General features: G+C 61.2%; 10 protein-coding genes and 1 tRNA gene. All 11 read left to right on the forward strand.

All coding sequences use genetic code 11. The features are described 5' to 3' along the window. Positions 1-25: 25 nt before the first annotated feature. Positions 26-2,680 (forward strand): FimV/HubP family polar landmark protein, encoded by a 2,655-nt coding sequence (locus AC1RO5_RS14715; RefSeq protein ID WP_493175812.1) that lies wholly within the window; start codon positions 26-28, stop codon positions 2,678-2,680. Between the two features lie 196 nt (positions 2,681-2,876). Beyond that, positions 2,877-3,701: a tRNA pseudouridine(38-40) synthase TruA gene (gene truA / locus AC1RO5_RS14720; protein WP_493175838.1), complete on the forward strand. Its 825-nt coding sequence runs from the start codon at positions 2,877-2,879 to the stop codon at positions 3,699-3,701. A 63-nt stretch (positions 3,702-3,764) separates the two neighbouring features. Further along, complete coding sequence (locus AC1RO5_RS14725) at positions 3,765-4,397, forward strand: phosphoribosylanthranilate isomerase (protein ID WP_493175814.1); 633 nt, start codon at positions 3,765-3,767, stop codon at positions 4,395-4,397. 212 nt (positions 4,398-4,609) lie between these two features. Next, positions 4,610-5,530 carry an acetyl-CoA carboxylase, carboxyltransferase subunit beta gene (accD, locus tag AC1RO5_RS14730; protein WP_493175815.1) on the forward strand — a complete coding sequence of 307 codons (921 nt, stop codon included), beginning with the start codon at positions 4,610-4,612 and terminating at the stop codon, positions 5,528-5,530. Then, positions 5,527-6,834: a bifunctional tetrahydrofolate synthase/dihydrofolate synthase gene (folC, locus tag AC1RO5_RS14735; RefSeq protein ID WP_493175817.1), complete on the forward strand. Its 1,308-nt coding sequence runs from the start codon at positions 5,527-5,529 to the stop codon at positions 6,832-6,834. The genes accD and folC overlap by 4 nt, the downstream gene beginning before the upstream one ends. Next, entirely contained in the window at positions 6,818-7,480 is a 663-nt protein-coding gene (locus AC1RO5_RS14740) for an SPOR domain-containing protein (protein WP_493175819.1), read from the forward strand. Before folC ends, AC1RO5_RS14740 begins: the two co-directional genes overlap by 17 nt. 98 nt (positions 7,481-7,578) lie before the next feature. Then, a complete protein-coding gene (locus tag AC1RO5_RS14745) occupies positions 7,579-8,139 on the forward strand; it encodes a CvpA family protein (protein ID WP_493175821.1) in 561 nt (186 codons plus the stop codon). Positions 8,140-8,180: 41 nt separating this feature from the next. Next, the gene (gene purF, locus AC1RO5_RS14750) at positions 8,181-9,686 is read left to right on the forward strand and encodes an amidophosphoribosyltransferase (RefSeq protein WP_007935163.1); all 1,506 of its coding nucleotides are present in this window, start codon (positions 8,181-8,183) and stop codon (positions 9,684-9,686) included. 73 nt (positions 9,687-9,759) lie between these two features. Further along, entirely contained in the window at positions 9,760-10,971 is a 1,212-nt protein-coding gene (locus AC1RO5_RS14755) for an O-succinylhomoserine sulfhydrylase (RefSeq protein ID WP_493175823.1), read from the forward strand. Beyond that, positions 10,968-11,744, forward strand: coding sequence for an SDR family oxidoreductase (locus AC1RO5_RS14760; RefSeq protein WP_493175825.1), 777 nt, complete (start codon positions 10,968-10,970; stop codon positions 11,742-11,744). The genes AC1RO5_RS14755 and AC1RO5_RS14760 overlap by 4 nt, the downstream gene beginning before the upstream one ends. 152 nt (positions 11,745-11,896) lie before the next feature. After that, positions 11,897-11,969: transfer RNA gene (locus AC1RO5_RS14765), tRNA-Val, on the forward strand. The last annotated feature ends 2 nt before the right edge of the window (positions 11,970-11,971 follow it).

Consider the following 11,971-nt stretch of genomic DNA (forward strand, 5'->3'; position numbering starts at 1 on the left):
GAATGTTCAAACAAAGGATGAGGCTATGGTTCAAGTTCGCAAACTGGTGTTAGCAATAGCGGCCGCCTCGGCGCTGTCCTCCGGTATGGCGCATGCTCTCGGGCTTGGGGAATTGACCCTGAAGTCGACGCTGAACCAGCCTCTGGTAGCAGAAATCGAGTTGCTCGACGTCAAGGATCTCACGGCGGCCGAAGTGGTGCCGAGCCTGGCTTCGCCCGAAGATTTCGCCAAGGCCGGTGTCGACCGTCAGGCGTTCCTCAACGACCTGACTTTCACGCCGGTGCTTAACGCCAGCGGCAAAAGCATCCTGCGCATCACTTCCAGCAAACCGCTGTCCGAACCGATGGTGAAATTCCTGGTTCAGGTGATGTGGCCAAACGGTCGTCTGCTGCGCGATTACAGCGTGCTGCTCGATCCGTCCAAATTCTCGCCGCAAACCGCCGAGGCCGCCGCGCAACCGGCGCCAGCCCAAGCGGTGACCGCGCCAGTTACCGGCGCGACCAAATCGACGCAATACACCACCACGCCGCGCGATACCCTATGGGAAATCGCCGCGAAGGCGCGTAACGGTGGATCGATCCAGCAAACCATGCTGGCCATCCAGGCGTTGAACCCGGATGCGTTCATCGACGGCAACATCAACCGACTGAAAGCCGGTCAGGTGCTACGTCTGCCCGATCAAGTGCAGAGCGCCAGTCTGCCGCAACCCAAGGCCATCGCCGAAGTCGCCGCGCAGAACAGTGCATGGCGCCACGGCCGTCGCTATGTAGCGAAACCCGGAAGCGGGCAGCAGCAACTCGATGCCACCAAGCGTGCTCGCGGTGAAGGCGCTTCGTCGCAAGCCGCCACGGACAAGCTGAGCCTGGTGTCTGCCGACACCGGCAAGGGACGTGGCAAAGGTGTCGCCGGTGATGCGAAAGCCTTGAGCAACAAGCTGGCCGTGACTCAGGAAAGCCTCGACACGACTCGCCGTGACAACGCTGAACTGAAAAGCCGCATGAACGACCTGCAAAGTCAGCTGGACAAGCTGCAGCGCCTGATCGAACTGAAGAATAATCAGTTGGCCAAGCTGCAAGCCGAAGGCGGCGCGGGCGCACCGGCGGCTACGACCGCTCCGGCGATGTCGGCGGAACTTGCGGCCAATCCTGCGGCAACGCCTGCGGAAGTGGTTCCGACGGCTCCTGCACCAGAGGCTGCTGCACCGGAAGCCGTTCCGGCGCCTGTCGTCGAGCCGACGCCAGTGGCGTCCGACGAGCAGAAATTCAACGAGCTGCTGACCAACCCGATCCTGCTGGGTCTGGTGGGTGGCGGTGCGGTGGTTCTGCTGCTCTTGCTGTTGTTGCTGGCCCGTCGCCGCAAAGCTCAGCAAGAAGCAGAAAAACATCTGCGCATGGCCCGTGCCTTGGCTGAGGAGCAAGAGTTCTCCACCGACCTCGACCTGCCGGAAAGCAGCTTCGAAGGTCTGGAAGTTCCGCCGCCAAGCGTGAAGCTCGCGACCGCACCAACGCCTGCACCTGCACCTGCCCCGGTAATTGCCCCGGTTGTAGTGACGCCGCCGATCGCTGCACCGTTGGTTGCGCCTGCCGCCGAACGCTCTGACGACGTCTTGGCCCAGGCACAGTCGCACGTCGCGGCCGGTCGCCTGAATCAGGCTGCCGCGTTGCTGGAAGATGCTATCAAGCAAGAGCCGCAACGCAGTGATCTGCGCCTGAAGCTGATGGAAGTCTACGGTCAGCAGGGCGATCGCGATGCGTTCGTCGCTCAGGAGCGTCAACTGGTGGCCAACGGCGACAACTTCGCCCGGGTCGAACAGCTGAAAAGCCGCTTTCCGGCCATGGTGGTCGCGGCGGTGGGTGGTCTGGCCGCCGCGGCTGTCGCCGCCGAGCTGGATGCACAGTACGTCAAGGACCTGCTGCTGGACGAGCCGCAAGCCCCGGAACCGGCATTGGCTGACTTTGACAGCGCTTTCGATCTGAGTCTCGACGATCTGGAAGCGGCTACTCCGATCACGCCTGCGGTTGCAGTCGAGCCAGCACCGCAACCACAGCCTGAGCCAGAACCAGAGTCTCTGGCTGAGCTGGACGAGTTTCCGCTGGACGACGATCTGAGCTTTGAGTCGGTGTTGCAACAACAGACTGAAATCAAGGAAAGCCTCGACGATCTGTCGGACTTCGACCTGGACATGGACCTGGGTGGCGATGCTTCGCCAGAAACCCTGGCTGAAGACGACTTCCTGCTGAGTCTGGATGACGACCTCAAGGACTTGCCTGCCGCTGAAGTGCCGACTGTCACTGAAGCGCCGGTCGCGACTGAGGCGCCGCTCGACGACCTGGAGTTGCCGGCTGACTTCGATCTGTCGCTGGCCGATGAAATGGACGCTACCCCGGATCAGCCTGACGCTTTTGAAAATGAACTCAACGACGTCAACGCTGAGCTGGATCGTCTGTCTCAGAGCCTCGGCGAGCCGAGCTTCACCGAAGAAGACGCTTTTGCCTCTGCGGACGATGAGCTCGATTTCCTCTCTGGTACCGATGAAGTCGCCACTAAACTCGATCTGGCCCAGGCCTATATCGACATGGGCGACAACGACGGCGCTCGGGACATCCTCAATGAGGTGGTGACCGAGGGCGATGCCGGTCAGAAGAGCGAAGCCAAGGAAATGCTCTCGCGTCTGGCGTGAGTTGTCGGTAAGGCGTAAACAGAACGGCGGCCCATCGAGGCTGCCGTTTTTGTTTGGGGGATGCGATGGGGGTAGTACATTCAACGCTGTGTCACAGTTACACTGGCATCCCGGTCCAGCGGCCTTATAATGCCTGCCTTTGCGTAGATCAGCAGGCTGTCACCCCTTGGCAAATATAGATAATCCGGCCGCCGAAATGGCGGCCGACGGCTTTTTCCGGATCGCGTTGGGCGTTGAGTACAAAGGTTCGCGTTATCGCGGCTGGCAACGTCAGGCCTCCGGTGTGGACACGGTGCAGGAGCTTCTTGAAAAGGCCTTGTCCAGAGTCGCCGACTCACCCGTGTCGCTGCATTGCGCCGGGCGCACCGACGCCGGTGTGCATGCTTGCGGCCAAGTGGTGCATTTCGACACTCAGGTAGAGCGCTCGATGAAGGCCTGGGTCATGGGTGCCAACATCAACTTGCCGCACGACATCAGCGTCAGCTGGGCCAAGGTCATGCCGGCGCATTTCCATGCGCGGTTCAAAGCCATCGCCCGGCGCTATCGCTACGTGATCTACAACGATCAGATCCGCCCGGCGCACCTGAACGAAGAAATCACCTGGAACCATCGCCCGCTGGACGTCGAGCGTATGTCCGAGGCCGCTCAGTACCTGGTCGGCACCCACGACTTCAGCGCTTTCCGCGCTGGCCAGTGCCAGGCCAAGTCGCCGATCAAGGAGCTGCATCACCTGCGCGTTACCCGCCATGGCAAAATGATCGTGCTGGATATCCGTGCCAGCGCGTTCCTGCACCACATGGTGCGCAACATCGCAGGCGTCTTGATGACCATCGGTGCTGGCGAGCGTCCCGTGGAGTGGATGAAAGAGGTGCTGGAGAGTCGCGTTCGTCGTTCCGGCGGGGTGACGGCCCATCCGTTTGGCCTGTATTTGGTGCAAGTCGAGTATCGCGATGAATTCGAATTGCCCGAGCGTTACATCGGCCCACACTTCCTCACCGGCTTCTCGGAACTTGACGGCTGACGCCTTCGAACGCTTTTGATACCATCCGGGACTTTCCCGGAATTGCCCTGAGGTTCTATCGACATGTCGGCCGTTCGCAGCAAAATTTGTGGGATTACCCGCATAGAGGATGCGTTGGCGGCGGTTGAGGCCGGGGCCGATGCCATCGGATTTGTGTTCTACGCCAAAAGCCCGCGGGCCGTGACGTTCCAGCAGGCGAGGGCGATCATCGAGGCCTTGCCGCCGTTCGTGACCACCGTGGGTTTGTTCGTCAACGCCAGCCGTTGCGAGTTGGGGGAAATCCTCGACGCAGTGCCGCTGGACCTGTTGCAGTTCCATGGCGACGAAACCGCCGCTGATTGCGAAGGCTGGCACCGGCCGTACATCAAGGCATTGCGGGTCAAGGCCGGTGATGACATCGCGGCAGCTTGTGATGCATACCCAAGCGCCAGCGGTATTTTGCTCGACGCTTATGTCGAAGGTGTTCCCGGTGGAACCGGTGAAGCCTTTGACTGGTCACTGATACCGCAAGGCTTGAGCAAGCCGATCATCCTGGCGGGTGGCTTGACGCCAGACAACGTCGCCGAGGCGATTACCCGGGTTCGGCCTTACGCGGTGGACGTCAGCGGAGGGGTAGAGGCGAGCAAGGGCATCAAGGATCACGCAAAGATTCAGGCATTCATCAAAGCGGTACGCGGTAGCACGTCGTTGATGTGACGGCTGGCAGACTGCCGCCGTCCACTGCTCTGTACAAAAGAGGTGCACCTGCACAAAGCAGGCATGGCTGAGAATTTTTGGGTTGTACGCAGGTCAGCGTCTCGCTGACCCGGCAATCCATCGATCATCGCTACACATATGAATTTAGCTCAAGGGCATACGCGGGGCTGCGAACCAGAGCGTTCGGGCCGCCGGTACTGGAGAAAGAAAGCATGAGCAACTGGTTAGTAGACAAACTGATCCCTTCGATCATGCGTTCCGAGGTCAAGAAGAGCTCGGTGCCTGAAGGTCTGTGGCACAAATGCCCGTCTTGCGAGGCGGTGCTGTATCGTCCGGAGCTGGAAAAGACCCTGGACGTTTGCCCCAAGTGCAACCACCACATGCGTATCGGCGCCCGCGCCCGTATCGATATCTTCCTCGACGCTGAAGGTCGTGCCGAACTGGGCGCGGACCTGGAGCCGGTTGACCGTCTGAAATTCCGCGACGGCAAGAAGTACAAGGATCGCCTGACCGCTGCGCAAAAGCAGACCGGCGAAAAAGATGCACTGATCTCCATGAGCGGCACCTTGCTGGGCATGCCGGTCGTGGTGTCGGCCTTCGAATTCTCCTTCATGGGTGGCTCGATGGGCGCCATCGTCGGTGAGCGCTTTGTGCGCGCCGCCAACTACGCCCTGGAAAACCGTTGCCCGATGATCTGCTTCTCCGCATCCGGTGGTGCACGGATGCAGGAAGCGCTGATCTCCCTGATGCAAATGGCCAAGACCTCCGCGGTGCTGGCACGTCTGCGCGAAGAAGGCATTCCGTTCATCTCGGTACTGACCGACCCGGTCTACGGTGGTGTTTCCGCCAGTCTGGCGATGCTCGGCGACGTGATCGTCGGTGAGCCGAAAGCCCTGATCGGTTTCGCCGGTCCGCGCGTGATCGAGCAAACCGTTCGCGAAAAACTGCCGGAAGGCTTCCAGCGCAGCGAGTTCCTGCTGGAGCACGGCGCGATCGACATGATCATCCCTCGTCAGGAACTGCGTCCACGCCTGGGCAACCTGCTGGCACAAATGATGGGCCTGCCGACGCCTAAATTCGTCGCCGCGCCTGTCGAGCCAATCGTGGTCCCACCGGTACCTGCGAACCTATGATCGAGCGCACCCTTGGCGAGTGGCTCGCCTACCTTGAACAGTTGCATCCTTCGGCCATCGACATGGGGCTGGAGCGTTCGCAACAGGTAGCGTCCCGCATGGGACTGGGCAAGCCGGCGCCTCGGGTGATCACGGTCACCGGCACCAACGGCAAAGGGTCTACCTGCGCGTTCGTGGCTTCATTGCTGCGGGCGCAGGGCCTGAACGTGGGTGTCTACAATTCTCCGCACCTGCTGCGTTACAACGAGCGGGTGCAGGTCAATGGCGTCGAAGCCACTGACGCGCAGCTGTGCGAAGCCTTTGCCGCGGTCGAGGCGGGTCGCGGCGAAACATCCCTGACTTACTTCGAAATGGGCACCTTGGCGGCGTTCTGGCTGTTTCAACAGGCCGGTCTCGATGCGGTGGTGCTGGAAGTCGGCCTGGGCGGGCGTCTGGACACGGTCAACGTGGTGAATGCCGATGTCGCGCTGGTCACCAGCATTGGTGTCGACCATGCGGATTACCTGGGTGATACCCGCGAGTCCGTGGCCTTCGAAAAGGCCGGGATCTTCCGCCAGGGCGCGCCTGCACTGTGCGGCGATCTGAATCCTCCTCAACCTCTGCTGGATAAGGCGCGCGAGCTCAATTGCCCGTTTTTCCTGCGTGGGCGCGATTTCGACCTCGGTATCACCGATCACAACTGGCAATGGCGCGGCGTTGATGCCCAAGGGCGTGCGGTCGAATTGCACGATCTGCCATTGCTCGATCTGCCGATGGAAAACGCCGCGCTGGCGTTGCAGGCTTACCTGCTGCTCGGTTTGCCTTGGGCGGATGCGCAGATTATTGAAGCGCTGAAGGCGACGCGGGTCGTCGGTCGTCTTGATCGTCGTCAGATCGACTGGCAGGGCAAGCGTCTGAATTTGCTGCTGGACGTGGGGCATAACCCTCACGCGGCAGAATATCTGGCTCGGCGTCTGGCCAGTCGACCGCCGGCCGGCAAGCGTCTGGCGGTGTTCGGGTTGTTGGCGGACAAGGACCTGGATGGTGTTGTCGGTGAATTGAATGCTAGTGTCCAGCATTGGGCCGTCGCGCCGCTGGATTCGCCACGGGCACGGCCGGTTGCTCAGTTGCACGCGGCGTTGCAGAACCTTGGCGCCTCGGTTACGTCCTATGACAGCGTGGCCGCGGCCCTGGAAGGGCAGTGCGCGCAGGCGACGAGTGACGACGAGATTCTGTTGTTCGGATCATTTTATTGTGTCGCCGAGGCCCTTGAATGGCTGGCCCGGCACTCCACGGAGGAAGCGGCAAATGGCTTTGCTGGATAAGGCGTACAAGCAGCGCATGGTCGGCGCCCTGGTGCTGGTGGCGCTGGCGGTGATTTTCCTGCCGATGCTGTTTTCCCGTCAGGACGAACAGCGCCAGGTAAGGGTCGACGCGCCTGCTGCGCCGCATGCCCCCGCAGTGCCGCAAGTGCAGATCGAGCCGGTGGCGGTGCCTGAACCGCAGGCATTGCCGCAAGAGCCTGTGCCAAGCGACGACGAAATTGCCGAGCAGCAAGCGCCGTCGACGGCGATTGCGCCAACGGCTCCCGTGGCGCCAGCGCCGCCAGCTGCCAAACCGGTCACGCCGCCAGCAGCGCCAGTCGCCAAGCCTGTGCCGGCACCTGCCCAGCCAATCGCGGTCGCACCGGCCAAACCGGTCGCTACCCCAAGTCGCGTCGATGCCAATGGCCTGTCGGTCAGCTGGTCGGTGCAACTGGCCAGCCTGTCGAGCCGCGAGAGCGCTGAAAGCCTGCAGAAAACCCTGCGCAGCCAAGGCTATAACGCCTATATCCGTTCCTCCGATGGCAAGAATCGGGTGTTCGTCGGGCCGCTGATCGAGCGTGCGGAAGCCGATCGTCTGCGTGACTTGTTGAGTCGCCAGCAGAACCTCAAGGGTTTTGTGGTGCGTTTCCAGCCTGAGCGCGGCTAAATCTATCGCCCTGATTTGAAAAGCACTGACAATCTCAGCTTACCGACAGCCATGGGCTCTGCTAAAATGCGCCGCCTCATCTGTCTGTAGGCTGCACTGTGCCATTTACCTGGGTTGACTGGGCGATCGTTGCAATCATCGCCATCTCCGCTTTGATCAGTCTGAGCCGCGGCTTCGTCAAGGAAGCACTCTCGCTGCTGACCTGGATCATCGCAGGAGTCGTTGCCTGGATGTTCGGTGGTTCATTGTCCGAGTACCTGGGCGGTTACATTGCAACACCGTCGGCTCGTGTGATCACGGGCTGTGCCATCATGTTTGTCGCCACTTTAATCGTAGGCGCAATGATCAATTATCTTATCGGCGAGTTGGTTCGCGTCACCGGGCTATCCGGGACCGATCGATTCCTCGGCATGGCTTTCGGCGGGGCGCGTGGCGTGTTGCTGGTGGTCGTGGCGGTCGGGCTGTTGAGCCTGGGGCCGGTACAGCAGGACGGGTGGTGGCAAGAGTCACAGCTCGTGCCAAAATTTCTATTGGTCGCAGACTGGTCCAAAAACCTGATTCTCAGGTGGAGCAGTCAGTGGCTTGCCAGCGGAATCAGCGTACCCGCTGATATTCCGTTCAAGGAGCACCTCTTGCCGACGGCCAAAACGCCTCAGTGAGTTGTGTTCAGTTCAGATCCATTAAGTAGGGGTTGCGTCGCATGTGTGGCATCGTCGGTATCGTCGGTAAGTCGAACGTCAATCAGGCGCTGTATGACGCGCTAACCGTCCTCCAGCACCGCGGCCAGGACGCTGCCGGTATTGTGACCAGCCACGATGGCCGGTTATTCCTGCGCAAGGACAATGGCCTGGTGCGTGACGTGTTCCATCAGCGTCACATGCAGCGCCTGGTTGGCCACATGGGCATTGGCCATGTGCGTTATCCGACCGCGGGCAGCTCGACCTCGGCCGAAGCTCAACCGTTTTACGTCAACTCGCCGTACGGCATCACCCTGGCGCACAACGGTAACCTGACCAACGTTGAACAACTGGCCAAGGAGATTTACGAATCTGACCTGCGCCACGTCAACACCAACTCCGATTCGGAAGTACTGCTCAACGTGTTCGCACACGAGCTGGCCCAGCGTGGCAAGTTGCAGCCGACTGAAGAAGACGTGTTCGCGGCCGTCACCGACGTGCACAACCGTTGCGTCGGTGGTTACGCGGTCGTGGCGATGGTGACCGGTTACGGCATCGTCGGTTTCCGCGATCCACACGGCATCCGCCCGATCGTCTTCGGTCAGCGTCACACCGACGAAGGCGTCGAGTACATGATCGCCTCCGAAAGCGTTTCGCTGGACGTGCTCGGTTTCACCCTGATTCGCGACCTGGCACCGGGCGAAGCGGTCTACATCACTGAAGACGGCAAGCTGCACACCCGTCAGTGCGCGACCAACCCGTCGCTGACCCCGTGCATCTTCGAACACGTCTACCTGGCACGTCCGGACTCGATCATCGACGGCGTTTCGGTTTACAAGGCCCGTCTGCGCATGGGTGAGAAGCTCGCCGAGAAGATCCTGCGCGAGCGTCCGGACCACGACATCGACGTGGTCATCCCGATTCCGGACACCAGCCGCACCGCGGCCCTGGAGCTGGCGAATCACCTGGGCGTCAAGTTCCGCGAAGGCTTCGTGAAGAACCGCTACATCGGTCGGACCTTCATCATGCCGGGTCAGGCTGCGCGGAAAAAATCCGTACGCCAGAAGCTCAACGCCATCGAACTGGAGTTCCGCGGCAAGAACGTGATGCTGGTGGACGACTCGATCGTTCGCGGCACCACCTGCAAGCAGATCATCCAGATGGCTCGCGAAGCCGGCGCCAAGAACGTCTATTTCTGCTCGGCGGCACCGGCCGTGCGTTACCCGAACGTCTACGGCATCGACATGCCGAGCGCTCACGAGCTGATCGCCCACAACCGTTCGACTCAGGACGTGGCTGACCTGATCGGCGCTGACTGGTTGATCTATCAGGACCTGCCTGACTTGATCGAAGCGGTCGGTGGCGGCAAGATCAAGATCGACAAGTTCGATTGCGCGGTGTTCGACGGCCAGTACGTCACCGGCGACGTCGACGAGGCTTACCTGAACAAGATCGAGCAGGCACGTAACGATGCCTCCAAGGTCAAGACCCAGGCAGTCAGTGCGATCATTGATCTGTACAACAACTGAGTAACTACCGGCCCTGAGGGGCCGGTTTTGTATCTGGCTTTTAATTTACGAGAATAGGGAAAGGAGTGACAGCATGAGTCAGGATTGGGATGCCGGTCGGCTGGACAGCGACCTCGAAGGCGTAGCGTTCGATACCCTGGCCGTACGCGCCGGTCAGCACCGCACGCCGGAAGGCGAACACGGTGATCCGATGTTCTTCACTTCCAGCTACGTATTCCGTACCGCCGCCGACGCGGCCGCACGTTTTGCCGGTGAAGTGCCGGGCAACGTTTACTCGCGCTACACCAATCCGACCGTGCGCGCGTTCGAAGAGCGCATTGCCGCCCTGGAAAGCGCCGAGCAAGCGGTGGCCACGGCGACTGGCATGGCCGCGATCATGGCGGTGGTGATGAGCCTGTGCAGCGCCGGCGATCACGTGCTGGTCTCGCGCAGCGTGTTCGGCTCGACCATCAGCCTGTTCGAGAAATACTTCAAGCGCTTCGGCATCGAAGTCGATTACATACCGCTGGCAGACTTGTCCGGCTGGGATGCAGCGATCAAGGCCAACACCAAATTGCTCTTCGTAGAATCGCCGTCCAACCCACTGGCTGAATTGGTGGATATCACCGCGCTGTCGGAAATTGCTCACGCCAAGGGCGCGATGCTGGTGGTCGACAACTGCTTCTGCACGCCTGCGCTGCAGCAGCCACTGAAGCTGGGCGCGGACATTGTCGTGCACTCGGCGACCAAGTTCATCGACGGCCAGGGTCGCTGCATGGGTGGTGTCGTGGCGGGTCGCAGCGAGCAGATGAAAGAAGTCGTCGGTTTCCTTCGCACTGCCGGGCCGACCCTGAGCCCGTTCAACGCCTGGATCTTCCTCAAGGGTCTGGAAACGCTGAGCCTGCGCATGAAGGCGCATTGCGCCAATGCCCAGCAACTGGCCGAGTGGCTGGAGCAGCAGGACGGCATTGAGAAAGTCCATTACGCCGGTCTCAAGAGCCACCCGCAGCACGAACTGGCCCAGCGTCAGCAGAAGGGCTTCGGTGCGGTCGTGAGTTTCGAGGTCAAGGGCGGCAAAGAGGGCGCCTGGCGCTTTATCGATGCGACTCGCCTGATTTCCATCACCGCCAACCTGGGCGACAGCAAAACCACCATCACGCACCCGAGCACTACCTCTCACGGCCGTCTGGCGCCGCAAGAGCGTGAAGCCGCGGGGATCCGTGACAGCCTGATCCGCATTGCGGTCGGTCTGGAAGACGTGGCAGACCTGCAAGCCGATCTGGCGCGCGGGTTGGCTGCCTTGTGATCGAGTTGTCGACGCCGACCACGGGCACCCATGGCCGCGTCGCGCTGGTCACCGGTGCCGCGCGCGGCATTGGCCTGGGTATTGCGGCCTGGCTGATCAGCGAAGGCTGGCAGGTGGTGCTGACCGATCTGGATCGAGAGCGTGGTTCGAAAGTGGCGAAGGTGCTCGGCGAAAACGCCTGGTTCATCGCCATGGACGTCGCGAATGAAGCACAGGTGGCGCTGGGTGTGGCCGAGGTGCTGGGGCAGTTCGGGCGTCTGGATGCGCTGGTGTGCAATGCGGCAGTGGCCGATCCGCACAACATTACGCTGGAAAGTCTCGACCTGGCCTACTGGAACCGAGTGCTGGCGGTGAACCTCAGTGGGCCGATGCTGTTGGCCAAGCACTGTGCGCCGTACCTGCGTGCTCACAGCGGCGCCATCGTCAACCTGGCCTCGACCCGTGCTGCGCAGTCGGAGCCCGACACAGAGGCTTATGCGGCGAGCAAGGGCGGTCTGTTGGCCCTGACTCACGCCCTGGCTATCAGTCTTGGGCCAGAGATTCGCGTCAACGCGGTCAGCCCCGGCTGGATCGATGCGCGGGATCCAGCGGCACGGCGCGCCGATCCGCTGACCGACGCCGATCATGCGCAGCATCCGGCGGGCAGGGTAGGGACGGTCGAAGACGTGGCGGCGATGGTGGCCTGGTTGCTGTCGAAGAACGCTGGTTTCGTCACGGGCCAGGAGTTTGTGGTCGATGGTGGCATGACCAAGAAGATGATTTACAGCGAGTAACCCAGCGTGGGAACGGGCTTGCTCCGGGCGGCGATCCGACGAAAGCGGTCCGGCTGCGTATGACACGATTTTGTCTTTTTCAGAAAAACTTCAAGTGGGGTATTGACTTAGCTTCGGTACCTGCGTAAATTTCGCGGCCTCAGAGATGCAAAGGGTGATTAGCTCAGCTGGGAGAGCGTCTGCCTTACAAGCAGAATGTCGGCGGTTCGATCCCGTCATCACCCACC

The organism is Pseudomonas sp. GW822-FHT02G04 (genome assembly GCF_058802085.1).